This window comes from Chloroflexus sp. (assembly GCF_056331925.1).
Genome location: NZ_JBWGQH010000015.1, coordinates 50,778 through 75,938, shown reverse-complemented (window position 1 = coordinate 75,938; position 25,161 = coordinate 50,778). Strand labels below are relative to the sequence as shown.

The window sequence follows — 25,161 nt, the reverse complement described above, 5'->3', positions numbered from 1 at the left end:
TTTTACCAAATTTTGATCGATACCTCTATCTACGACACGCTCAAGGGGCTAACCGCTCACGCTGCCAACCATTGGCTGTGCGCGTGTAACGTAATCGGTCGTGGAGACGAGATGGCCGCCCCTGCCAGAACTCGATCCGATCCGGTACCACTCGATACCCGCCCCAAAATGGTGGGCGTGGTGGTGGGTTATCGGCGAAGCGTTCGGCCATCTCAGCAACACGCCGTTCGAGTTCGGCCCGGTTCGCAATCGGCTGGCTTTGCGGTGAAGCCCACGCTCCAATCCGACTCTCAAGCGGTCGACTCGCGTAATAGGCATCCGATTCTTCCGCGCTGATCGGCTCGGCGAAGCCTTCGACCCGTACTTGCCGTTCGAGTTCCGGCCAATAGAAGACCAGCGCAACGGCCGGATGCACGGCCAAGGCCTGTCCTTTCCGACTCTGATAATTCGTAAAGAAGACGAACCCACGTTCATCAATTCCTTTCAGCAAGACCATCCGCGCCGAGGGTCGACCATCAGGATCAATCGTTGCCAATGTCATCGCATTTGGCTCGATCAAGCCGACAGCTACCGCTTCGTCTAACCAGCGTGTGAACTGCACAATCGGATCGAGATCGGCTTCAGATTCGAGTAAACCTCGTTGCGTATACTCCTTACGTAGTTCGGCGAAATTCATCACAAACTCCACTTGCACATAACTAGCGGCTGGCATACAATAGCGCCGATGATGAACAACAGCGCCGCCATTTACGTTGCTCATGCGAGCCACCAGAGCGTAGCAGCGACTCTGCTGGCAATTCTCCTTGAGCAGGGCTATACCGCCGTTGATCAACCGCCGCACGCTATCAGCGGCCTGATCATGATACCCGACAAGCCCTTGCGCCACTTCTTCATTGCGCCACCTGCCCAAGGATGGGTGACGATCTGGAAAGATCCGCGTTACTTCGCCGATCGCACGCTCGCCCGCACCCTGGCTGCTCTCCTCAACACCCGTAGTGTCTGGATCGAAGTTGGCGGTAACGGTGTCAGTTGGGCACGTGGTCTCTATGACGGCTCCACGGTTATTGAAGAGCGTTTTGAAGCGGTTGAAACGATGTTTTACGGTGAACGTGGCGTGGTTCATCTTACCTTCGACCCCGATCTGTTACCAGAGGATTGGATCACCCGCCTGGGATTACCATACCCTGAATTGCATTATGAAGCGATTCTAGCCGGCGCGCAACTGCCAGGTGAGCCACCATTGCACCTCGTTGTGCAACGCAGCACCGACCCCGCCATCTCTGCTGCATCGCGCGGTTAACGCACAGACTGCTATGCCGTACACCATTTTGATGATAGCCTCGACCAGCTTCTTTTCCGACTACGGTAATCATGTTCGTATTCTCGAAGAGATTCGCGCATTACAACGGCGTGGGCATCGGATTGTCCTGGTCACCTACCACAACGGTGATGATATTCCCGGCATTACTATCTATCGCTCGTGGGATGTACCGTGGATCAAACGTGCCGTGGTCGGTTCTTCGCGTCATAAACTGTACCTTGATGTCGGATTGGGCTGGCGTGTCCTCCGTACCGCCCTTGCACTCCGCCCCGACATTATCCATGCCCATACCCACGAAGCCGCAGCCATCGGGCTACCGTTGCAGAGGCTGCTCCGCCGACCGCTTATCCTCGACTATCAGGGCAGTATGACGAGCGAAATGCTCGACCACGGCTTTATTCGGCAGACGAACCCGCTCTTTATTCCACTGACGCGGCTCGAACGAATGCTGAATCGTTCGGCCGATGCAGTGATGACTTCTACGCACAACGCTGCGAATCTGTTGCGGCGCGATGGGTCGGTACCGGAAGACCGCCTTTTTACAATAACCGATGGGGTGGACACCGAACGATTCCGGCCCTACGACGGTTCACCGGCGTGGGCTGCCCAGCGCGCTGAATTACGCGCACAACTCGGCATTCCGCCTGACCGGCGGATCGTTGTCTACATCGGCTTGCTCGCGCCCTATCAGGGTACCAACTTATTGCTCGAAGTTGCCCGGAGTTTGTGTCAAAAATACGATGATCTTCATTTTCTGATCATGGGCCATCCTGACCCACAAAGCTACCGTAACCTCGCGGCGAGCCTGGGCATTGCCGATCGGGTCACGTTGCCGGGGCGAATCATCTACCGCGATCTGCACAGTTATTTAGCGTTGGGCGAAGTAGCCGTCGCCCCAAAGATGAGTCTGACCGAAGGGAACGGCAAAATCGGCAACTACATGGCGATGGGGCTACCGACAGTAGCATTTGACACGCCGGTCAATCGTGAGATTCTAGGGCCGTATGGGTTCTACGCCAAACGCGGTAGTACCGAAGATTTTGCGGCGCAGTTGGAGCTGGCCCTTACCAACCGCGAGCTAGCCGCCGAGCGTGCCGCCGGAGCGCGCGCACGAGCGGTGGCTGAACTATCGTGGGAACGAGCAGCACTTGCGATTGAGGCAATCTACGCGGCGGCAATTGCTCGCCGCCGCGAAAATACGGCCGATGAAGAGGACGGAGAGGCTTAACGCCACCACACCTTTACAAAATCTGGCTGAGGAAGAGCTTCGTGCGCTCATTACGTGGATTAGTAAAGAACTGGTCAGGGGTACCCTCTTCGACGATTTGGCCCTGATCCATGAAGATGATCCGGTCGGCCACTTCGCGGGCAAACCCCATCTCGTGCGTAACGCAGAGCATTGTCATACCGCTACGGGCCAGTGTCTTCATAACATCAAGCACCTCTTTGACCATTTCCGGGTCAAGCGCCGAGGTTGGTTCATCAAACAGCATAATGCGTGGCTCCATCGCTAATGCGCGCGCAATGGCCACCCGCTGCTGCTGACCACCCGAAAGCTGGCCGGGGTACTTGTGGGCTTGTTCTTTGATCCCCACCCGTTCGAGCAGTTCCAACGCCTTTGCCTCGGCCTCTTTGCGGGTTTTCTTGCGCACCCAAATCGGGGCGAGGGTAATATTCTGCATCACGGTGAGGTGCGGGAAGAGATTAAACTGCTGGAAGACCATTCCTACTTCCCGACGAATAGCATCGATATTGCGAATATCATTAGTCATCTCGATGCCATCAACGATAATCCGACCTTCTTGGTGTTCTTCAAGCCGATTAATGGTACGAATGAAGGTACTCTTACCGCTACCTGATGGTCCACAAATTACAACAACTTCACCACGTTTGACCCGTAAGCTCACATCCTTCAGTGCATGAAAATCGCCGTACCATTTATTTACGTTCTCGCAGATGATGATATATTCACTATTCCCATTACCACTCATAGGGATATACCTTTCACACGATCGAAGATGTCCATCGTGACGACCAACCTTACGTGCTCAGTCTCACGTGCTCAATGCCGGCTACGCGCAATCTGGTCTTCGATTTGCTTACTCACCCGCGACATCGTGAAGCTAAAGAGCCAATAGACTGCGGCAATGACGAGAAACGTCTCACGCCACACACCACCGGGGGTACCAAGCCACTGTGGTTGACCAACGATATTCTGCGCGGCACCGAGCAGGTCAACCAAGCCGATAATAACGACCAATGAGGTGTCTTTGAAAAGAGCGATAAACTGCCCAACGAGCACCGGCACCACTGCCCGTAGTGCTTGCGGTAGCGTAATGAGCAAGGTCGTCTGCACCACATTCAAACCCAATGCGCGGGCAGCTTCGACTTGGCCACGCGGAATAGCTTGGAGACCGCCACGCACATTTTCGGCAAGGTATGCTGCGCTGAACAGGGTGACGGCCACCGTAGCTCGCACCAGCGCATCGATGCTCTCACCACCGGGGAGAAAGAGTGGCAGCAGCAAAGCGCCCATAAAGAGCACCGTCACTAACGGCACACCACGAATCAGTTCGATATAGAGCACGCAGAATGTGCGGATAACCGGTAGTGAGCTGCGCCGACCCAAAGCCAGCAACACACCGAGTGGGAAGGAGAGGACAATACCGCTGATTGCCAACAGGAGGGTCAGCATCAGCCCACCCCACAGCTTCGTTTCGACAATTGGTAGACCCAAACCGCCGCGTAAGATGAGAATCACCGCCGGATAGGACAAAATCCACGCGATGATCAACGGCCAGCGCAGCGTAGCCCTGATCCGGCGTGCCCCTTGATCGCCACCAACCAATAGGACAGCGCAGAGAAACAAGAACAACCAGCCGGGCAACGAGGTTTGGTCGGGTAAATCGGGGAAGGTAAAGGCGGCAATACCGATAACAACACAGACAAGCGCCGCCCCCATCGCGACTGTCCGCACAATCCCACCCCATACACCGGCACTCAAACCGAACAACAGCAATACCAGCCCCATCGCCGCTTGGGGACGCCAGAGTTGATCGACCGGATACGTCCACGTCAGAAGCAGCTTGATATTGGTAAACGCCGCCGGCCAACCGGGCGCAGTGATCATCCACGACACAAAGCTCGTGACGGCTTGTACGATCACGTACAGCAGTACCAGGGTAATGATCACGTTATACCACGTCGAAAAGAGGTTTTTGCGCAGCCATTCAACCAGACCGAGCTGCTGGCGTGGGGCGCGGCGTGAAGTTGGGCGACTAACATCGGTAGCCACTGGCGTCTCCTTAGCGCTCGACGAGCTGAATGCGGCGGTTGTACCAATTCATAAACAGCGAGGTCAGTAAACTGACCGAGAGATAGCTGGCCATCAACATCAGGATGACAGGCACTGCTTGCCCGGTCTGGTTATTGATCGTATTTGCTACGTAGAAGAGATCGGGATACGCGACGGCAATCGCCAGACTACTATTCTTGGTCAGGTTCAGGTACTGGCTGGTCAGTGGTGGAATGATCACCCGCAGTGCCTGCGGCAAAATCACGAGCCGCATTGTCTGGGCGGGTGTAAGACCGAGGGCACGAGCCGCTTCACGCTGACCCTTACTCACCGCCAGAATACCGCTGCGCACAATTTCACCGATAAAGACGGCAGTGTAGATGACCAACCCTACCAATAGCGCAGCAAAGCTGTTGGTAACGGTAATTCCACCGACGAAGTTAAATCGTTGCCGCTCAGGGATCGAGAGGCTTACCGGCCATGCACCGTACAGGACATACGAGAGCAAAAAGCCGACGAGTGCTATCGCAAACGCGATAAGGATGGCGTAAGGTAACGCAACGCCGGGTCGGTCACGACGGGCGAACTGAATACGCCGTACCACATAGAAGATAATCCCGATGACTATCCCACCGTATACCCACCACATCCACTTATCAAAGTCGTTGGCAGTCTGTGGCCATGCCAGAGTAACCCCGCGGTTGTGCAGAAACATGAGACCACCGACCTCGATACTCTCTTGGATGCGGGGAAAGAGACGGGTAAGCGAAAACCAGAAAATGAGTTGCAAAAGTAACGGAATATTTCGCACAATTTCGACATACACCAACGCTACGTTTCGTAACAACCAATTATCGGACAGGCGAGCAATACCGAGTATCAATCCCAGCAAAGTAGCCAGGATAATTCCGATCCCGGCCACTCGAATCGTATTCAGAATACCAACGATAAACGCTTGCCCATACGTCTTGGAAGGATCGTACTCGATCACGCTTTCTGAAATCGGAAAACCGGCCGGTACCGACAAGAAGGCAAACGTCGGCAACAGATTCGCCTGCCGCAATCCATTCATCATATTCGAGTAGAGGTACCACAGCAGAGCAACGACCGCAATCGCAAACACAACCTGCACAATGATCGCAATAATGCGCGTATCGCGGTAAAAGGGGATGTTAACTTTACCAGAGGGCAGTGGCGGCGAACCAACGGCCATGCGTTACTCCTTATCATCGAATAATGAGCTTACCACCGGCCAATTCGTGGTAGAGACGTTGCCGGGCAACGTCTCTACCAGACCTGATCAGCGCTTAGCGGAAGGGTGGCGAGTAGAGCAGACCACCGTCAGTATACAGCGCATTCAAACCACGAGGCAGGTTGAAGGGGGTATCGGGGCCAAGGTTGCGGTTATAAATCTCCGCATAGTTACCGACGTGACGGATAATACGCACCGCAAAATCATTGGGCAATCCGATACCGGCCGCGAGATCGCCTTCAATCCCGAGGAAGCGACGAATCTCAGGCACGTCACTGTTCAAGAACTCGTTCACGTTCTGCGACGTAATTCCGTACTCTTCGGCTTGGAAGGTAGCGAAGACAATCCAGCGTACTGCATCGAACCACTGCGGATCACCCTGTTTCACCGCCGGCCCAAGTGGCTCTTTCGACATCGTGACTTCGAGAATCTTGTGGTCGGCCGGGTTGGAGAGCAGGGTTAAGCTCGAGATCAACCCCGATTTGTCGGTGGTGAAGCCATCACACTGACCGGCGTCGTAGGCGGCGCGTGTCGAGTCACCGTCGGGGAAGACGACCGGCGTGAAGGTCAGACCACGGGCGCGGAATTGGTCGGCCAGGTTCAACTCAGTCGTGGTACCGGTCTGCACACAGATGGTTGCGCCGTTCATATCTTCCAGCGTGTTGATTCCGCTGTCCTTGATTCGCTAGAGTACGCAAATCGACTCACTGTTGCGATACCAACAGTTCTTGCAGATCCGTGCCAACCTGAGCTTCGCCGGTGAAGCCACCTGCCGCTACTTCGGCCAGGGCCTGGGCAACCGGCATCGTCCAGCGCGGGCTGAAGTGGACTAACACCAAACGATGCACACCGGCTGCTGCCGCAACTGCACCGGCCTGTCGCGGTGTCGTATGACCGGCAAAGGGTTCGGCCACGGTTGCCTCGTGAATCAGCAGGTCGGCTTTGGTCGCCAGTTCGGTCACCGCAGGACACGGTTCGGTATCGGCCGAATAGCAGATGGGGCTAACGTTGGGTGCGCTCAGCCGAACGGCAAGGCATGGCCGGCTATGGGCCGTTACTGCGGTTGCCAGCTCAAGACCCTCGCCAAGGGATACCTGCTCACCGGCAGTAACCGGTCGCCAGTCGGCCAAGGCGGCCCATTCTTCCAAACCTGCTGCCGTCACGTATCCTGATGCCAACTCAAGGGTGGTTGCAAGGCCGTAGATCGGTAGCGGTTCGTTACGCCCGCCGAGTCGCAAGCTGAAAATCAACGCCGCTAACCCATTGATATGATCGCAGTGGCTGTGGGTCAAAAACACACCACGCAACTGTTGTGGGTCGATCCCTGTGGCGAGGAGCCGACGGTAACTCTCGCCACCGACATCGATAAGGAACGGCCCTCCTGGTCCATCCCACACTAAATGCGTATAGGATCGATCCGGATCGGGAAGACCGGTGCCGGTACCGAGTAAAACAATGCGCGCATGCTGCATACTATCATTCCTCATCAATCGGCACAAGCCGCTTCCGTAGCGCGTAGATCGCCACTTGCGTGCGGTCGGCTAAGTGCAGCTTCGAGAGAATATTGCTAATATGGGTCTTTACCGTCTTTTCCGAAACGATCAGGGTGTCGGCGATTTCTTTATTCGACATACCCTTCGCTACCAGCCGCAGAACATCCATTTCACGCGGTGTGAGTTGCTCGACCGGTGCCTCATTGGGGCGCGGTGTGTTGAACTCTTGCATCAGTTTGGCGGCGACATCGGGGTGCAACACCGCTTCACCACGACGAGCAGCGCGGATGGCGTGCGCCAACTCTTCGGGTGAGATGTCTTTGAGCAAGTATGAGATCGCACCGGCTTTGATCGCCGGAAACACTTTATCGTCGTCGGCAAAGCTAGTGAGCACGATCACTTGTGAGGAAGGACTAACTGCCTTGATCCGGCGCGTTGTTTCGACGCCATCGATGCCGGGCATCACGAGATCCATCAAGACGACGTCTGGCAACAATTCACGGGCAAGTTCGATCCCTGCTTCCCCACTGGCCGCTTCACCGACCACTTCAATGTCGGATTGCAGTTCGAGGAAGTCACGCAGGCCTTGCCGTACCACCCGATGATCATCAATGAGCAGTACCGTAATCTGTTCCATACCACCACCTTTTCGTTATGAGCAGCAGCTTTACTCGCCTGCAGTATGACGCTCGCGCAAGGGAACGATCACCTCGATCTCTGTTCCTGAGCCAGGCTGCGAACGAACCGTAAACGATCCGCCAAGTTCGGCGGCCCGTTCCCGCATGCCGAGTAACCCAAGATGACGACCCTCACCGGAGGGGTAGGCATGCGGATCGAAGCCTTGCCCATCGTCAGCGATGCAGAGGCGTGCCTGATCGGCGGTGAGTTCGAGCTGGATACGCACATTGCGTGCTGCCGCATGTTTCACGATATTGTTCAGAGCCTCTTGCACAATACGAAAGAGCGGTTGTTCAATGCCACGGACATGCCGCTCATCACCGATCACATTGAGTTCGATGCGCAAGCCTTCTCGATGCGCAAGATGTTGAGCATGCTGTTGGATTGCAGCCACTAGGCCTTGATCGCGTAGCGCCGGTGGGCGTAATTGAAAGATAAGCGCCCGCATCTCGGCGAGAGCTGCGGTTGCCGTCTCATGCAGGCGTTCGAGCAACACGGGAACGCGCGCCGGATTGCGCTCAAATTGGGAACGGGCGGCTTGGGCAGTGAGGGTCATACTGAAGAGCTGTTGGCTTACGCTATCGTGCAATTCGCGCGCCAATCGGTTGCGCTCCTCGAGGGCCGCTGCCTGCTGCGCCCGCTGGTAGAGCCGCCCATTCTCGACGGCGCCGGCTAACATATCGGCCACCGTCTCCAACACTGCCGCATCCTCGGCGGTTAGCCCGGCCGGTTGTGGTGATTCGATATTTAGTACTCCTAAGGTTTTGCCGTTGGCGATCAGGGGCACACACAGCTCAGAGCGAATATCGAGCCGCTCACGGAGGCCAAGATAATCGGCCTCGGCGGCAACATCCTCGGCCCGCACAATCTTACCGCTCCGGGCTGCCCGCCCGACCAGGCCCAGATTGATATGTTGGCGATGACCAACCCGGGCCGGCGCGTACTGACCGGCAGAAGCAACCAGCACCAATTCGCTGGCGTCTTCATCGAGCAGAAAGAGATCGACTTGTGGGTAGCCAAATCCCTGTTGAATCTGTTGTGTCGCGAGTGGCAATGATTCGTGGAGATCAAGCGTTGCGGTGACAATCCGCGCTATCGAATTGAGCACCGCCAATTGATCGGCGCGGCGTTGTACCTGCCTGGCTAATCGTTGTGACTCGGCGTAGAGTTGGGCGCTTACGATGGGGCCGCTCACTTGCGCAGCAATCGCTTCGAGCAGATCGACATCTTCATCATTAAACGCCCCAACGCGACGACTCACCACGCTGAGCAAACCGATGACTCGTCCACCACTGCGCAGCGGTGCAATGACACACGACATCACGTCGGGTGGGAAGATGGATTGTGCCCCCTCCGGCGACCGGCAATCTTCGATCACGAACGGGCGACCATTCTGCACAACCCACGCCAACGCTTTATCGGCTAAAGGCAAGCGCCGACCAATAAGTTCGGTCAAGGGCGATGCTGCGGCAGCAACGAGGAGTTCGCCTTCGTCATCAAGTAAGGCTACCAACCCACTACCGAAAGCCGCGGCCAGGCGATCCACGGTCTGGCGCAGGATGGTGTTAAGATCAAGGGTTGCTCCAACCGCCCGCCCTAACTCGGCCAGCAACTGCTCCTTCGCCAGCAAACGAGCACTTCGCTCGGCCAATCGCACATTCTCAACCGCCAAAGCTGCTTGCCGGGCAACCGCTTCAACCATCCGCACCGTTGCCGGATCGGGTGGTACAGGCCATGCGATAACGATCACCCCGATCAGACGGTCACCGCGGCCACGCAATGGAGTCAGTAACGCCGCCGACCGGGCAATCGCCGCCGTATCCGGTACCCCGACCGGCAATGCCTCAGCAGGTACGAGAAACGAACTACTCTGGCGATACGCATCGTGCAACAACGGTTGATACACGTCAGGTCCAATCGGTATTGCCCGCAATTGCTCGACCAACTCCGGCGCAATCCCGGCAAACGCGACCGCGTGCAGCAGCTCGCGTTCGGTATCACGCAGGCGGACATAAACGCACGGGCTGTTGACAATCCGCCGCAGGGTTTCAACCACTTCACCGAGCAAACTTTCCGGCGTATCGTCGGCCCGCAGCGCATCATCGAAGGCGAGCAGATCGCCGAGGGGCAGCGCACGGTTCATCTGATCGGACGAAATACCGCTCATAGCAGTCTCTTCACACAACGAAGCATGCCGGTGTTGCTTGCATTGTCGCACATACCGACACCGATTACAACTCTCGTTCATCGGTGTCGGTCGTCTCAATCGGTGCGGTGCCACGCCCGATAAGAATGGGACCAAACAGCGTTGTCTGTTCCACAACAATGGCCTGTCGTTTCAACAACTCAAGCACCGCCCAAAACGACACGATCACCTCTTCGGCGGTTGGTTGGGCCGAAAGGAGATCGCTGAAATCAAACCACGTTGCCCGTTCGAGGCGAGCGCGGATACGACCGACTACTTCGGCTACCATCAGGCGGGGAGTCAGCACGATCGGTTCTTCCGCTGCGAGCGGCAACTGCAACTGCGCGCGACGGGCCAGCGCTTGCAACAGATCGGCGACGCGGTATGTGGCCGGTGGTGGGGTAAGGGGCAACAATGGTGGCGTAACACGAACAAACGTACTGCGTCCGCTCTCCTGCCATACCCGCAATATCTCGGCTGCTTGTTTGAAGCGACGATACAACTCGAGCTGCGCCGCCAACTGTTCGGCATCTTCATCAACCGGCGCCGTTGGAACAACAGGCGAGCGTGGTAAAAGCGCTCGTGACTTAATCAAGACAAGACGTGCCGCTACACTGACAAACTCGGCCAACTCTCCCGGCTCAACCTGATCAAGCATGCGCACGTGAGCCAGATACTGATCGGCGACACTGGCGAGAGCAATCGCAGTAATATCAAGCTCGGCACGCTCAATCAGGCGCAGGAGCAGATCGAGCGGGCCGGTAAAGGCAGGCAACGTTATCTCATACGACATACTATTCTGTGTGTGTCAGTGTTGATTATCGGCCCACTGCAAGCGGGCAGCACGACCGGTTGGGTGTGGATCGTGATAGTGCCGGATCGTCTCGACAATCTCCGGCGGACAACCGGCGGCCGCCGCCATCCGCGCACCACGAGCCGCATGTTCGGCATAGATAGCAATCGGCGGGGCAAGACGGGCAGCGAACAGGTAAAGAGCCGGCCAACGCTTGAGGATGGTTGCTATCACGTACCATCCCAACGCTAACGGTCGGCCATCGTCACTAACCTTCCCACAATCGTGGAACAGCGCAGCCCGCAACAGCAACGGATCTTGTTCGCCGGCAGCTACCAGGGTGTAATAGACATCAAGGCAATGCCGTTGATCGTAGAGCGGCATTTGTTGAAACAGGTGATATTCTGCCGGCGGCAAGATGCGTGCTACCATTGCATATTCGGCGGGTGTGACGGTAGCACGGATTGCCGCACGAAACTGGCGAATGCGGTATGATACAGACATAGAAACCTGACAACTCAGCGCGTCGGTCGTGTGATCCGACGAAGCATTATAAAGCTGTTTATCCAACAGACGCAACGATGCGACAAGATAGTTAGTGGTACAATTGTCCTATGAAACGACTCATTATCTTCCTCAGTCTGACGATACTACTCGCTGCCTGCACGCAAACATCGCAAACCAACCCACCCCTCGTCGTCGGTGAGACGCCGATTGCAGCGGAGAGTACTTTAATCGACCGCAAGCCGGATTGGGCGGCCATCCCCGGTGAACGTGCGCCGGATTTTAGCTATACCCTACCTGATGGCGTGCATAAGCTGAGCGATCTGCACGGCAAGCCGGTGATTATCAACTTTTGGGCAACATGGTGTTTGCCCTGCGTCGAAGAAATGCCGACGCTCGATGCGGCACGTCGCGCTAACCCAGATCTGGTCATCCTGGCCGTCAACCGGAGTGAGTCAACCGAAGCGATCAGCGCTTTCGCTCCCAAAGTAGGCGTCAGCTTCCCGCTCATTACCGATCGCGACGGTGTGATCGGTGAGCGGTACGGCGTCGTCAACCTACCGACCACCTTCTTCATCAACCGTGACGGAACGATTGCCGTGCGACATGTCGGCGCCCTCACACGTGAGCGGCTGACCGAACGACTTGCGGAGGTAAAATGAGTGAGCAAACGCCAGAAGAGATCGTGCGTATGGCGCAAGAGCGGGTTGCGGCGCGGAAAGTGGTAGCACGACGAGCTATACCGTGGGGGCCAATCTTTCTGGGCAGTTTCAGCGCTTTGCTCTTGGCCCTGCTCTTCAGCCCCGGTATGCCACTTGAATGGAAGATGTACGCTGTCGTGCATGGGATTTGTGCGCAACAACACAACATCTTCGTCGGTGGTCTCCAATTCCCGCTCTGTGCCCGGAACAGTGGCATCTACTTGAGTTTTATGCTCACGTTTATCTATCTCTACGCAATTGGTCGGGGCAGAGCCGGCAAAATCCCGCCGTGGCCTATCTCACTCCTTTTGGTAGCGTTCGTAGGTATCATGGCAGTTGACGGCTTCAACTCCCTATTTCTCGATCTCGGCCTTCCCAACTGGTACCCGCCAGACAACTTTCTCCGCACGCTCACCGGGATGGGCATGGGCATCACCGTCGCAACCGCACTCCACCTTGTCCTCAACAACAGTCTTCGCCAAAACGTCGATCCTCACCAACCGGTGTTTGCCCATTGGGGCGAAATCCTCGGCATTATTGTGATCGACCTCCTGGCATTGGCTGCCATCTACGGTAATCTCGGTATTACCTTTTGGCCGTTGGCTTTTCTCGCCTTCTTCGGCATTCTCGGCGTCCTGTTTTTGGTTTGTCTGTTACTGACCAGCCTCTTGATGGGGTATGAAGGCAAAATTACCAGCCTGCGCCAACTCGCCGGGCCGGCCACCATTGCGCTCATTCCAACCCTGCTGATCGCGGGGGCAATGTCGTGGTTGCGTTTTTGGATGGAAAGCGTTGGGTTGATATTGTGACCGAGAATCAGATGTAGTACATCACCGCACCATCGCGACTGCGCTTACGCTGACAAAGGTCGTCGAGGGTAAGTCTGGCCAGACGCTGTTCGATCAGGGTCCGCAATTCACTCCAGACCTCATCGATCAACGCACGGTCGAGCGGCTCCGTCGGTTGCAAATCATCGCGACCACCTTCGGTAGGGAGAATCGGGCCTTCGAGCACCGTCAGCACCTCGAGGAGTGAGATCGTTTCCGGCGAACGGGCCAACAGATGACCACCCTGTGGGCCACGCAAACTCTCGACCAAGCCGGCCCGGCGTAGGGTGATCAGTAACTGGTTCAGGTAATTGACCGGAATGCCCTGCCGGATCGCAATGGACTCACTCTGGATCGGCCCTTCGCCATAGTGCTGCGCCAAGTCAAAAACGGCGCGTAGCCCGTATTCGCCTTTGCTCGAGATGCGCATCATTCCCTCCAATAGTCAAGTAGATTGATTAACATTGTAGCATAAGCAGAAACGACGTCAAATGTATCCCGCTTCGCTTACGAACTGCGCAAACTTATGGTATGATAGTGTCATTCCATGACGCAGTGCGTCTAAGTCTATCGGGCGATGCAGACCGTACCGTAAGCTTGACCAATGCGTCACCGTCCGCAACATTGTCGTTTGGATCGAATGGTCAAGGAGGACCCAATGACCTATCACATCAAGCGTGTTGGCGTGATCGGCGCCGGGACGATGGGCGCTGCGATCGCCGCTCTGGTCGCCGGAACGGGCATTCCGGTGCTGCTGCTCGACGTTCCACCTGGCTCGCTGACACCCGACGAAGAAGCCAAGGGACTTACCCTCTCGCATCCGCAGGTTCGCAACCGCATCGTCCAGCAGGGCTTTGAGCGCATGCGCAAGGCGCGTCCGTCGAATCTGTACACCGAGCGTAGCGCCGAGCTAATCACACTTGGCAACACCGAAGATGACTTTCACCGCTTAGCTGAATGTGACTGGATCGTCGAGGCGATTGTCGAGCAGATCGGCCCAAAGCAGGCATTAATGGCGCGGTTGGAAGAGGTTCGCAAACCAACGGCGATCATCACCACCAACACATCCGGTATTCCGATCCGTATTATCGCTGAAGGACGCAGTGAAGCGTTCCGCCGCCATTTCTTCGGCAGCCACTTTTTCAATCCACCCCGCTACCTGCGCTTGCTTGAGATCATCCCCGGCGATGACGCCGACCCGACGGTGGTCGCAGCTTTCCGCCAGTTTGCCGAAGAGCGACTGGGCAAAGGAGTTGTCATCTGCAAAGACCGTCCAAATTTTATCGGTAATCGGATCTTTGTGTACGCTGGGCAAGTGCTGCTCAACTTCGCCCTCCAGCACGGTTATCAGGTGGAAGAGGTCGATGCACTGACCGGACCGCTGATTGGGCGACCGAATACAGCCAGCTTCCGCTTGCTCGATCAGGTCGGCATTGATGTCATGACCTACGTTGCCAGTAATCTGTACGACGCCATTCCCGATGATGAGAGCCGTGAAGTCTACCGTCAGAACGATCTCACCCAACGGATGGTTGCTGCCGGGAAGCTGGGGAAGAAAGTAGGTCAGGGTTTTTACAAGGAGATGAAGCGTGACGGTAAGCGCGAGTTTTGGCCCATCGATCTCCAGACGCTCGAGTATATACCACCACAAGGGACGGCATCGGTTGACGCATTAATTGCAGCGGCACGCAAGATCAAGTCGTTGCCCGAACGGTTACGCTTTATCCTCGACAAAGCCGAAACCGAGCACGACCGCGGGGCACAACTGGTAGCAGCGGCGATCTATCCGATGATGGCTTACGCAGCACGACGGTTGCCGGAGATCGCCGATAGTGTGGCCGACGTTGACAATGCGATGCGCTGGGGCTTCGCTCACGAACAGGGGCCATTCCAACTATGGCAAGCGATGGGCATCGCTGAAACCGCAGCGCGGATGCGGACATTCGGCGAAACACTTCCGTCATGGGTTGACGAACTTATCAAGACCGAGGGCCGTTTCTACGGCGAAATTGACGGCCAACCGGCGGCGTACAATGTGGCAACCGGCAAGCTGGAGCCGATCAACCGTGACCCGCGCGCAATCGATCTGGCCGCGCTGAAGGCTGCCGGTCGCGAACTGTTCGGCAACGACAGCGCCAGTGTGATCGATCTCGGTGATGGCGTCCTCTGCTTTGAATTGCACTCGAAAGCGAATACGATAGGTGGCCCAGTCATTGAGATACTGATCAAGGCGCTCGATGAACTTGAGCAAGGGCCGTGGGTGGGGATGGTGATCGGCAACCAAGGCCCCCGCTTTTCGGCCGGCCTTGATCTCAACGATGTAGGCGCGGCGGTGATGGCCGGTGCATGGGACGACATCGATGAGTATGCCGCCCTGGTCCAACAAACCTTCCGCCGTATGCGCGATAGCGCCAAGCCGGTCGTGAGTGCACCGTTTGGGCAGACGCTCGGTGGCGGGGTTGAGTTGTCGATGCACACGGCTGCCTCGGTAGCGGCTGCCGAAACCTACATGGGTTTTGTTGAGTTTGGCGTCGGTGTCATCCCAGCATGGGGTGGTTGTACCGAGATGAATCGTCGGATTATTGCGACCGCTGCCCGCAACGGCCATGATCCCCTCAAGGCTTTCCAGCAGGTGTTCGAGACGATAGCGCTGGCAAAAGTTGCCACCAGCGCACATGAGGCGAAGGAACTCGGCTTACTACGCCCGACCGACCGGATCGTCTTTAACCCGGATTACCTGATCGGTGAAGCAAAACGTGAGGTCCTGCGATTGGTTGCCGATGGTTACACACCGACGATCACGGCTAAACCGTGTTATGCGCTTGGTCGCGATGGCTTAGCGGCAGCGCGTATCGGGATCTACCAGATGCGCGAAGCCGGTTTTGCCACACCTTACGATGCAGTATTGGCCGAAAAGCTCGCCTATGTGCTGTGTGGCGGCGAGTTGAGCAGCCCGCAATGGGTTGACGACGTCTACATGCACAACCTGGAGCGGATGACTGTCATTGAACTGCTGAAAGACGAGCGCACACAGGCGCGGGCGCGTCACATGCTCGAACACGGTAAGCCGTTGCGGAATTAGCGTTCATAGATATTAGATAAGGAGTATTCCCATGCGTGAAGCAGTGATCGTATCAGGGGTGCGCACCGCCGTCGGTAAAGCCGGTCGTGGCGCATTACGCACGGTGCGGCCCGATGATTTAGCCGCCATTGTGATTAAGGCAGCCATCGAACGCGCCGGGATCGAGCCGGCCTTAGTTGAAGATGTGATTATGGGCTGCGCTATGCCGGAAGGTGAGCAGGGATTGAACGTTGCCCGTATTGCAGCCCAGCGTGCCGGTTTACCCGATAGTGTCTGCGGCGTAACCGTAAACCGGTTCTGTTCGTCAGGTTTGCAGACGATTGCAATGGCGGCGTATCAGATAATGGCCGGTCAGAACGACATCATCGTCGCCGGTGGTACCGAAAGTATGAGCATGGTACCGATGAGCGGTAACAAGTTCTCTCCCAATCCCTACCTTGCCCAACACGATCCGGCAGTCTATTTGAGTATGGGGTTGACGGCCGAACGTGTGGCTCGTCGGTTTGAGATCAGCCGCGCCGATCAAGATGCGTTTGCCTTGCGCTCGCACCGGCGCGCATTAGCGGCCCAAGCAGCCGGTCTGTTCGATAGCAGCATCGTGCCGGTTGAGGTTGAAATGGTCGAACCGGGGCCAGACGGACAACCGCAACGTCACGTTCAGATCTTTACCCGTGATGAGGGGCCACGCGCCGACACCTCGGCAGAGGTGTTGGCAAAACTCAAGCCGGTCTTTGCCGCCGATGGGACGGTTACGGCCGGTAATTCGTCACAAACCAGCGACGGTGCGGCAGCAGTGGTTGTGATGAGTGCCGAACGCGCCGCCGAACTTGGGATCAAACCGCGCGCCCGCTTCGTGAGTTTTGCGGTGAGCGGGGTCGAACCAGAGGTGATGGGGATCGGGCCGGTTGTGGCGATTCCGAAAGCCTTGAAGCTGGCCGGTCTCACGCTGGCCGATATTGACCTGATCGAGCTAAACGAAGCTTTTGCGGCACAGGCGCTCGCCGTCATTCGCCAGCTCGACCTCGACGAAGAACGGGTTAATGTCAACGGTGGCGCAATCGCCCTTGGTCACCCGCTCGGCTGCACCGGCGCCAAACTGACCGTCCAGATCCTCGATGAGCTTGAGCGGCGTGGTGGGCGGTACGGAATGGTGACAATGTGCATCGGAGGCGGGATGGGAGCCGCCGGGATTTTTGAGCGGCTGGCATAACCTTACCGATAAGCGAGAGCGGGACACAGCATTGCCGTGTCCCGCCTCCCGATGAGGTAGATGAAACCGTTTTGGTTACGACGCTAGCCGCCGGAGCCGATCGGGATCGACCAAAACAATTGCCTCATCGTCAATGCGGATCAGATTTGCCTCACGCATATCGCCGAGCGCCTTCGTCACCGTCTCGCGGTAGGTACCGATCATCTCGGCCAACTGCTGATGTGTGTAACGCACCAACCTCGCCGGCGCCGCCTCCTCAACCGAATCACCGGCCAGATCGAGCAACAGTGCTGCCAAACGCTGCGGCACACTCTTGAACGCAATATCGGCGAGGCGTTGCTCCATTGTGCGCAGCCTTGATCCCATCAGCTCCATCACATCAAGCGCTGCTCCCGGATACCGATTCAAAAAGTCGCGAAACGTCTCACGGTCAATCTGCGCCACTACACAATTGGTCATTGCTTCAGCGCACGTGTCGTGTGTGCCGGAACCGACCAAGGTCATCTCACCAAAGAGACTCGGCGGATTGAGGACGAGGAGGGTCAACGCACGCCCTTCCGCCGACAATTTATAGATTCGTACCCGCCCCTGCTGCAACAGAAAGACATACTGCCCAACCTCATTGGGCAGGTGAAAAATGTGACCGGCCGGATAGGTAGCCACCTGCCACAAGGCGGACAGATCGGCCTGGGCCGCCGGATCGAGATCGGGAAACAACCGCAAAAGATGTTGCCGGTCGGTCATGATCCTGCTTCCTCGGCGACGAAACGGGTACCACCATCACGTAGCCCGGCCAGATTGACAATCCGAACACCGGTTACCCCACGACGCAAGGCTGCTAAGGCCGAACGCACTTTAGGGATCATCCCCCCGCTGATCACGCCCGAAGCAATGTAATCCTCAACGGCGGCAGGCGTCAAGCGCGGCACAACTTGACCATCAACTAACACCCCCGGCACGTTACTGACAAAGATCAACTCGGTATTACCGAGGGTGCCGGCAATGGATTCAGCAACCATATCGGCATTGACGTTGTAGCTAAGACCATCAGCACTACCCAACGCAACCGGCGCGATCACCGGCAACCAGCCCAACGCCAGGATATGGCGCAGCGCCGCACCGTCAACTTCAGTTACAACCCCGACCCGGCCCAAATCACGCCCATTTGGCCGGTACGGATCACAACGTAACAAGCCGATATCAAGCCCACTGAGACCTAACGCCCGTACTCCGGCATTAACCAGCGCCGTAACGATCCGTTTATTGATCGAACCGCAGACAACCATCTGCATAATCGCCATAATTTCCGGCGTCGTCACCCGCAAGCCATCGACAAACTCAACCGGCAATCCGGCTTGTTCAACAGCAACGCTGATCTCTTTCCCACCACCATGCACCAGTACCAGCGGTTGGGTCATGGTACGGATGACGCCGGTTAGACCGGCCAAAAAGTGTGGATCGTCGAGTTCGTGACCACTAACTTTGAGCACGCCAATTGTGTTCATAGAGATTATCTCACAAGCAAAATTATGTCAACTTGACGAGGTAACCGCCTGCCGTAACTGCTGAAGACGCACCGCAAACCGGACACCGGTACGTTCGGCCAGCATCTGCCGGTAGTGCAGTGTGCTCCATATCGGCAAGAGTGGCAATGCGGTATTCAGCCCGATCACCCACGCAACTGCGCTCAGACCACGGAAGAGCGGATGTTCAACCCCAAGCTGAATCCCAAACGGCGCCGGTAGCAGCAAACCGATGGTTAAGGTAACAATCATCGCTACCATCCCGAAGACTGCGGCAGCACAACAAAACACGAGTGTATTATAAGAGAAACGGTGAAACAGCAGACTCCACGACAATTGGAGCGCTTTGCGCAACGGGATGGTGTCGTCGAGAAGCGGTTGCACACCGTACAGCGCAGCCACGATCGCCGTACTGTTGAACATGAGATACCCACCGTAGGCGACTAACAGGAGAACAATGACGATTGGAAAAAAGATCAAGAATGCCTCTGTTACGGCCGATGACAGCAAAAATCCTACAATGAAGAATACTCCGACACAACTGAATAAGATACTACTAATGAATGATATAACTATTCCCCAAAAGATAGCCAGCACACCGCCGTAGACCAGTGCGATCAGCGACCGCCCGATCTTTGGCCACCGCCACACGACGCGACCTACCGTAAACGTCTCACCGTCGATCTCCAAGCGGGTAGCTCGCGTGAGCGGTGGGATGATGAAGTGTGAGGAAAGGAACAGACCGAATACAATGAGAACCAGATCGGTGAACGAGGCATCTTCAAAACGTTCGATGCGAAAAATAGCGTTGAACGTCACCAACAATGCCGGCAGACTAAACATACCGGCAAGCACAGCAAAGCCACCCACGTAACGGCGATACAACGACACTCCGTCATCGAGTAATGCACTTACCTGCTGCCAACTACTACGAAAACTTCCCACGTACCCTCCTCATCCCAACCGATCGGCCTCTGCGACCAACGCAAGCAAACCGGTTTCGTTCAAATCGGCACGGCGCAATGCCGCTAAGATTCGCCGCAGGCCCTCACGATCGATGGGACGCACAGCAGCCAATAGTGTGCGCAAATTGGTAGCCGGACCGAATCCATGGTGAAACTCATCGAACACAATGCGCTCACCGGACGGCAACCAGCTAACGATATTGAGGAGAAGCGCTGCCGCTGCCGGATCACGCAAACCGACGTTGGTAAACGGATAGAGACTCGACAGCGCGATCACATATCCCTGACCATAACGCAACCCGGTCACCACCGGTTTTCCGGCAGCAACTGCCAATGGCGCGAACGTTGGTGGTTGGTTCGTCGCAGTTACGGCAACTTGGGTTTGGATCGGCAGTTCAGCTACCGGCACGATCCCCAGGGCAGGATGGACAACCTCGGCACTACGCACCACTTGCCCAATTCGCTCCAACCGTAACCCAAACGCCTCCAGCAACGGACTCACCTGACTGCGCGGACTCGGCACATCGTCGGCCACAACCACTACACCACCGGCTTCGACCCATGCCACTACATCGGCAACTTCTGCCGGCTTGTAGCGCTCACCTGGTCCCAATACCAGCAGCAGACCATCGGTTGGCGCCAAACCAAACGGACGGTAGGCCAGTCGGTCGACGCTCCCATAGGTCTGTTCGAGCCAGCGATAGAGGGCCAGGGCACCTTCATCGCTGCTACTAAACGATGTTATCCGTGCCCCCAACGAACTCTGTCCGCTCTGTTCGGCACTGTAGGCGGCAAACCCACCCAATCCGACAAAGATCGCGATCAGGAGGACAAATTCAAGCCGTAGCTTCATAGGCTCTGCCTATCTGAGTTGTGATGGCCTTGATCGCAGCAACCTGCTGTTCGTAGCGGGCAAATGCCTGCTCGTCAATCACCTGCTGCCCATACCACACCGCGTCGAAGGTGTTGACCACAGGAGCAAGACGGTCACGCAATGATGGTCGGTCGTGCAGTTGTTGTAAATACTCACAATCAGTCAGCGAACGGTCGTAGTGCAGTAGACCTTGTTCATCGAACCAAAGCAGCGCAGCGAGATAGAGATAACGCACTGCACTACGCCGATCACCGGCTTGCCGGGCTGCTGCTGCCAACCGTTGCGCCTCACTCCAGGTAATCGGGTCGGCTTCAGCGGGAGGATCCTGCTGCTTCGGCGCTTGGATGGTCAAGCGCACCTCATGTATCCAAAAAAAGAGCACACCACCGAAGATCAGCATCGCCAATCCGATCCCTATCCAGACAAACGGTCGCAGATTGAACGAGGCATCGGATTGTGGTCCATCAATTGACACCTCCAGCAATGGTGGATTGAGTCGTTCGAGCAGACCGAACAACCACTCGAAGAATTGTTCTAGCCAGCCTGGTTCATTGCGATCAAACGGTGATTCGTTAACAACCTCTTCCCACCGCTGAAGTGCTTGCGCAGGCGGCGTAGTGGAAGGAGGGAGCGCGTCAATTAGCGCACCGAGGCGAGCTGTCACCGCAAGCAAATCGGGTTCCGACTCCAGCAATACCTCGGTCAACCAACGCTGATCGACCGAAGCGAGCTGCCCGTCGGGCATGCGCATGTGGCTGACGATCGTTAACTCATCGGCCAACACCTGTAATTCGAGTCGGTCACCACGCTGGGCTGCCGCATACGCCGCCCGTAAAAGACGCTCGTACTCAATCAATGACACTTCAGTTGGCTGAGCCATCGCGAGAGCCGGTCAAGCCCACCAGAGTACGAACAGCACGCTCAGCACTCGATGAACCTTCATTATTTTCATCCTTGATCGTCAAAAAATTTTACGGTATAGTAAAAACAAGTTGTTGACAAAAGCTTTGCAATCGCATCTTGTGGGAGGATCACCCATGGGCCCGCAACGTCGGGAAAAACTCAACGGCATCTGGATCGCTGATGTCTCGATTCGGCAGCCAGTCTTCATCACTATGGTGATGCTGGCGTTCATCACCTTCGGTATTCTCTCATTCCGCTCAACCCCCGTCAACCTACTACCGGAAATTGATGTCCCGATCGTCGCCGTCACCATCACCTACCCCGGCGCCGGCCCGGAAAGTGTCGTCGATCAGGTCGTGCGCCCGGTGGAGAATGCGGTCAATACGCTAGCCGGTCTCAAGCATATCACATCACAGGCGAGCGAAGGTATCGCGACCATTCTCCTCGAATTTGAAGCCGGCAACTCGGCAAAGCAAGTCGAAGAGGATGTCCGCCAGCGCGTAAACAGCATTCTCCCCCAGTTACCGCGCGATGTTCGGCAACCAATCTTCCAGCGGTTTGATCCGAACCAGGCACCGATTATGCAAATCGCCATTGCCGACACGAGTGGGCGTTCACCGCTTGAGTTGCGTACATTGGTCGAAGAGCAATTGGTACCGCTGATCCAGCGTGCTCCCGGTGTTGGTTCGGTGACGGTGAACGGCGGACAAGAGCGCCAGATTAACGTCTGGCTCGATCTGGCGAAGTTGCAAGCATACGGCATATTGCCAGCCCAGATCAGCCGTTCGTTGCAGCAAGCAAACGCCGATCTTGGTCTTGGTTCGCTGATCGAGAATAACACCGAGATCAGTTTGCGGGTACCCTCATTACTGCGCAGTGCAGCCGATATTGCCAATGTGCAAATTTCAGGAACACCGTATCGCGTGAGCGATGTTGCCGTCGTGAGCGAGGGGGTAGCCGAGGTAACCACTATCTCACGGCTCAACGGCAGCGAGGCGATTCTGCTCAGTGTGCTCAAGCAGTCGGGCGCCAATACGGTAACGGTGGCCGACAACGTTTACAAGGCGCTTGAGCAAGCTTTTGCGCCGTTCCCCGAATTGACCTACACCATTCCGGTTGACAGTTCGGAAGCGGTGCGTTCATCGGTTGCCTCTTCGCTCGAAGAGCTGATCTTTGCTTCCATCGCCGCATTCCTGGTGGTCTGGTTCTTCTTCGGTAATCTGCGCAGTACCATCATTACGATGTCGGGGTTGCCGGTGATCTTGATCGGCACCTTCATCTTTATGCCGATTTTTGGCCTAACGATCAACCTTGTCACACTGCTTGCCCTCTCGCTCTGCGTCGGTCTCGTCATTGACGATGCGATTGTGGTGCGCGAAAATATCTTCCGTCACCTCGAACGTGGAGAAAGTGCGCGGGTTGCGTCGTCGCGGGGAACGTGGGAAGTCGGCTTGTCGGTCGTTGCGATGACACTGACGATTGTAGCCGTCTTTGTACCGGTGACGTTCGCCGAAGGGGTCGCCGGGATCGTGTTCAAATCGTTTGGGTTAGTCGTCTCAATCGCGATCTTGCTGTCGTTGGCCGAAGCATTTACCTTTGCACCGATGTTATCGGCCAATCTCTTCCCCAATATCAAAATCAAACCGAAGCCGCACCGCAACGATCATCAGCCGATTGTTGAGGTACCGATCTCGGATGAGGTGAGTGAGCGCGATATTGGGCTATTGCAAGAAGCCAATGAAGACCCCGGTCGGATGGGGCGATGGTACGGAAAGCTGCTCGGATGGACGTTGGCGAGCCTCCGCAATCGGTTAATCGTGGTCGGCATTGCGCTAGCCGTCCTTGTGTTGAGCGTGTGGGTGGCGAGTGGGTTGAAGTTAACCTTCTTCCCTGAGCAGGATCCACACGAGTTTATTATGCGCTTCGAGGCAACCCCGGGAACGCCTTTGGCCGAAACCGACCGGCTGGCCCGCCAGGCTGAGCAAATCTTGTTGAACGATCCTGCGGTTGAGAATGTGATTACGCGGGTCGGCTTCCCCGGCTTCCCAGAGCGGGCCGAGTTCTCGGTGACGCTGGTCGGGCGTACCCCAACGTTACCCACCCAAGAGCGCCTGCGTGATCAGTTGAGCTTCTTGCCACGCCTAAGCTTCTCGGTACCGAGCTTCCAGCCCTCGGGCGCCGGTGTGGAAGGACGTGAATTGCAAGTCAGTTTGCAAACGACTCGTCCCGCTACCGAACTCGCCCCGCTGGTCGAAGCGATCAAGCGTGAGATGGCGGCAGTGCCGGGATTGGTCGATATCGATAGCAATCTCCAACTGGGTAAACCGGAATTACGCCTCCGCGCCGATCCGGCTCGTATCGGTGAACTAGGCATTACCAACGAGGACATTGCCGCTTCGGTGCGTGCATTGATCAACGGCGAGCGGGCGACAGTGCTCCGCACCGGTAATACCGATCTCGACGTGGTGGTGCGACTAGCGCCACAAGATCGAGCCGGCATCGAAACGCTTAGTGCGATCAGTATCCCTACCCGGAGTGGTGTGGTTCCGCTGAGCGCGTTGGGCACGGTGGAACTGACGTCTAGTCAGGTCTTGATCCGCCGCTACGACCGACTTAATCAGGTGCTTGTCGGCGCCAACCTTGAGGGTGTCAATCTGTCGGACGCACAGGCAGCCGTACAAGCGCGGCTGGAGAAGCTGGACATTCCGGCCGACGTGGTTGTTAGCTACGTCGGTACTATTGCCCAGACCAATGAAGGCTTCTCGTCGCTCTTCCTCGCCATGGGCTTATCGGTGCTCTTCGTCTATATGGTGCTGGCCTCGCAATTCGGCAGCTTCACTCAGCCCCTGGTGATCATGATGGCAATGCCGTTCAGTTTCATCGGTGCATTCCTTGCGCTGCGCTTGGTAGGCATTGACCTCGACATCACCGGTATGATCGGTCTGATTATGCTCCTCGGTTTGGTGGTGAAGAACTCGATCTTGTTAGTCGATTTCACCAACCGACTGCGTGACCTGGGCCTTGACAAGCACTCGGCGCTCAAACTGGCCGGCGCGATCCGGTTGCGTCCGATCTTGATGACGGCGCTCTCACTGGTGGCGGGGGCCATGCCGACAGCGCTCGGCCTCCACGTCTTGGCAACCGGTGAGGGGAACGAATTCCGCAAAGGGCTTGCATGGGTACTGATCGGTGGTATGCTTACGTCAACCTTACTCACGTTACTGGTCGTGCCAACAGTGTATAGCCTGATGGACGCGGCGGTTACGTGGCTGAAGCAGCGGTTTAGCGGTGTGCAACCGCACGAGGGCTTTGAACTGCCCGCTCCTGGTCCCGGAGCACACGTCGCAACGACATCAGGACCGGCCACCTCACCCGTCACCCGACCGGCAGTACCACCGACCACACCGGCTACACCGGCCGGCGAACCTTCGGCAGATTAGCGCTGGCTTGTCCCTTGCATCGAGACTGATGCAAGGGAAAAAGCACAAAACCGACCTGGAAACACGTACCGATTCGGAGATGAACACGACACGAAACACCATGTTACAGGAGCCA

General features: G+C 56.6%; 23 protein-coding genes. 7 read left to right on the top strand and 16 right to left on the bottom strand.

The genetic code is table 11. From position 1 onward, the window contains the following. Nucleotides 1-40: 40 nt before the first annotated feature. Nucleotides 41-712: a pyridoxamine 5'-phosphate oxidase gene (pdxH, locus tag AC01ZF_RS09575; protein WP_476575322.1), complete on the bottom strand. Its 672-nt coding sequence runs from the start codon at nt 710-712 to the stop codon at nt 41-43. A gap of 12 nt (nt 713-724) precedes the next feature. Here pdxH and AC01ZF_RS09570 point away from each other — a divergent pair, with 12 nt between their 5' ends. Beyond that, entirely contained in the window at nt 725-1,300 is a 576-nt protein-coding gene (locus AC01ZF_RS09570) for a hypothetical protein (protein WP_476575321.1), read from the top strand. 13 nt (nt 1,301-1,313) lie between these two features. Next, on the top strand, nt 1,314-2,549 hold the full coding sequence (locus tag AC01ZF_RS09565) for a glycosyltransferase family 4 protein (protein ID WP_424675975.1): 1,236 nt from the start codon (nt 1,314-1,316) through the stop codon (nt 2,547-2,549). Between the two features lie 13 nt (nt 2,550-2,562). On the opposite strand, the gene AC01ZF_RS09560 is transcribed toward AC01ZF_RS09565, so the two are convergent. The 9 genes from AC01ZF_RS09560 to AC01ZF_RS09520 form a co-directional block, all read right to left on the bottom strand. Beyond that, nucleotides 2,563-3,312, bottom strand: a complete 750-nt coding sequence (locus tag AC01ZF_RS09560; protein WP_424675976.1) for an amino acid ABC transporter ATP-binding protein — start codon at nt 3,310-3,312, stop codon at nt 2,563-2,565. 71 nt (nt 3,313-3,383) lie between these two features. Further along, nucleotides 3,384-4,616, bottom strand: a complete 1,233-nt coding sequence (locus AC01ZF_RS09555) for an amino acid ABC transporter permease (protein ID WP_424675977.1) — start codon at nt 4,614-4,616, stop codon at nt 3,384-3,386. 10 nt (nt 4,617-4,626) lie between these two features. Beyond that, nucleotides 4,627-5,829 carry an amino acid ABC transporter permease gene (locus AC01ZF_RS09550; protein ID WP_424675978.1) on the bottom strand — a complete coding sequence of 401 codons (1,203 nt, stop codon included), beginning with the start codon at nt 5,827-5,829 and terminating at the stop codon, nt 4,627-4,629. 94 nt (nt 5,830-5,923) lie between these two features. Continuing rightward, a complete protein-coding gene (locus AC01ZF_RS09545) occupies nt 5,924-6,517 on the bottom strand; it encodes a type 2 periplasmic-binding domain-containing protein (protein WP_476575320.1) in 594 nt (197 codons plus the stop codon). Between the two features lie 55 nt (nt 6,518-6,572). Then, nucleotides 6,573-7,340 (bottom strand): MBL fold metallo-hydrolase, encoded by a 768-nt coding sequence (locus AC01ZF_RS09540; protein WP_428111565.1) that lies wholly within the window; start codon nt 7,338-7,340, stop codon nt 6,573-6,575. Between the two features lie 4 nt (nt 7,341-7,344). After that, nucleotides 7,345-7,998 (bottom strand): response regulator, encoded by a 654-nt coding sequence (locus tag AC01ZF_RS09535; RefSeq protein WP_424675980.1) that lies wholly within the window; start codon nt 7,996-7,998, stop codon nt 7,345-7,347. Nucleotides 7,999-8,028: 30 nt separating this feature from the next. Continuing rightward, a complete protein-coding gene (locus AC01ZF_RS09530) occupies nt 8,029-10,206 on the bottom strand; it encodes a GAF domain-containing protein (protein ID WP_424675981.1) in 2,178 nt (725 codons plus the stop codon). Nucleotides 10,207-10,270: 64 nt separating this feature from the next. After that, the gene (locus AC01ZF_RS09525; RefSeq protein ID WP_428111568.1) at nt 10,271-11,017 is read right to left on the bottom strand and encodes a segregation and condensation protein A; all 747 of its coding nucleotides are present in this window, start codon (nt 11,015-11,017) and stop codon (nt 10,271-10,273) included. Nucleotides 11,018-11,032: 15 nt separating this feature from the next. Continuing rightward, nucleotides 11,033-11,521: an HDIG domain-containing metalloprotein gene (locus AC01ZF_RS09520; RefSeq protein ID WP_424675983.1), complete on the bottom strand. Its 489-nt coding sequence runs from the start codon at nt 11,519-11,521 to the stop codon at nt 11,033-11,035. Between the two features lie 110 nt (nt 11,522-11,631). On the opposite strand from AC01ZF_RS09520, the gene AC01ZF_RS09515 reads away from it, so the two are divergent. Further along, the gene (locus AC01ZF_RS09515) at nt 11,632-12,183 is read left to right on the top strand and encodes a TlpA family protein disulfide reductase (protein WP_424675984.1); all 552 of its coding nucleotides are present in this window, start codon (nt 11,632-11,634) and stop codon (nt 12,181-12,183) included. Continuing rightward, nucleotides 12,180-13,031: a DUF2085 domain-containing protein gene (locus tag AC01ZF_RS09510; RefSeq protein WP_424675985.1), complete on the top strand. Its 852-nt coding sequence runs from the start codon at nt 12,180-12,182 to the stop codon at nt 13,029-13,031. The genes AC01ZF_RS09515 and AC01ZF_RS09510 overlap by 4 nt, the downstream gene beginning before the upstream one ends. A 7-nt stretch (nt 13,032-13,038) precedes the next feature. Here the strand turns inward: AC01ZF_RS09510 and AC01ZF_RS09505 are convergent, their stop codons facing one another. Next, nucleotides 13,039-13,482, bottom strand: coding sequence for an RrF2 family transcriptional regulator (locus AC01ZF_RS09505; RefSeq protein ID WP_476575319.1), 444 nt, complete (start codon nt 13,480-13,482; stop codon nt 13,039-13,041). A gap of 225 nt (nt 13,483-13,707) precedes the next feature. On the opposite strand from AC01ZF_RS09505, the gene AC01ZF_RS09500 reads away from it, so the two are divergent. Then, on the top strand, nt 13,708-16,131 hold the full coding sequence (locus AC01ZF_RS09500; protein WP_424675986.1) for a 3-hydroxyacyl-CoA dehydrogenase/enoyl-CoA hydratase family protein: 2,424 nt from the start codon (nt 13,708-13,710) through the stop codon (nt 16,129-16,131). A 31-nt stretch (nt 16,132-16,162) separates the two neighbouring features. After that, nucleotides 16,163-17,341, top strand: coding sequence for a thiolase family protein (locus AC01ZF_RS09495; RefSeq protein WP_476575318.1), 1,179 nt, complete (start codon nt 16,163-16,165; stop codon nt 17,339-17,341). 75 nt (nt 17,342-17,416) lie between these two features. Here the strand turns inward: AC01ZF_RS09495 and AC01ZF_RS09490 are convergent, their stop codons facing one another. Genes AC01ZF_RS09490 through AC01ZF_RS09470 form a run of 5 tightly spaced genes read right to left on the bottom strand, consistent with a single transcriptional unit; the run spans nt 17,417 to nt 21,583 of the window. Beyond that, nucleotides 17,417-18,085, bottom strand: a complete 669-nt coding sequence (locus AC01ZF_RS09490; protein ID WP_424675988.1) for a Crp/Fnr family transcriptional regulator — start codon at nt 18,083-18,085, stop codon at nt 17,417-17,419. Continuing rightward, nucleotides 18,082-18,846, bottom strand: a complete 765-nt coding sequence (gene argB, locus AC01ZF_RS09485) for an acetylglutamate kinase (RefSeq protein WP_424675989.1) — start codon at nt 18,844-18,846, stop codon at nt 18,082-18,084. The genes AC01ZF_RS09490 and argB overlap by 4 nt, the downstream gene beginning before the upstream one ends. Before the next feature lie 27 nt (nt 18,847-18,873). Further along, nucleotides 18,874-19,809, bottom strand: a complete 936-nt coding sequence (locus AC01ZF_RS09480) for a hypothetical protein (protein ID WP_476575317.1) — start codon at nt 19,807-19,809, stop codon at nt 18,874-18,876. Between the two features lie 9 nt (nt 19,810-19,818). Then, nucleotides 19,819-20,682 carry a DUF4350 domain-containing protein gene (locus AC01ZF_RS09475; RefSeq protein ID WP_424675991.1) on the bottom strand — a complete coding sequence of 288 codons (864 nt, stop codon included), beginning with the start codon at nt 20,680-20,682 and terminating at the stop codon, nt 19,819-19,821. After that, nucleotides 20,666-21,583: a DUF4129 domain-containing protein gene (locus AC01ZF_RS09470; protein ID WP_424675992.1), complete on the bottom strand. Its 918-nt coding sequence runs from the start codon at nt 21,581-21,583 to the stop codon at nt 20,666-20,668. The genes AC01ZF_RS09475 and AC01ZF_RS09470 overlap by 17 nt, the downstream gene beginning before the upstream one ends. Nucleotides 21,584-21,740: 157 nt before the next feature. Between AC01ZF_RS09470 and AC01ZF_RS09465 the strand changes: the two genes are divergently transcribed. Continuing rightward, complete coding sequence (locus tag AC01ZF_RS09465) at nt 21,741-25,046, top strand: efflux RND transporter permease subunit (RefSeq protein ID WP_476575316.1); 3,306 nt, start codon at nt 21,741-21,743, stop codon at nt 25,044-25,046. Nucleotides 25,047-25,161 lie beyond the last annotated feature (115 nt).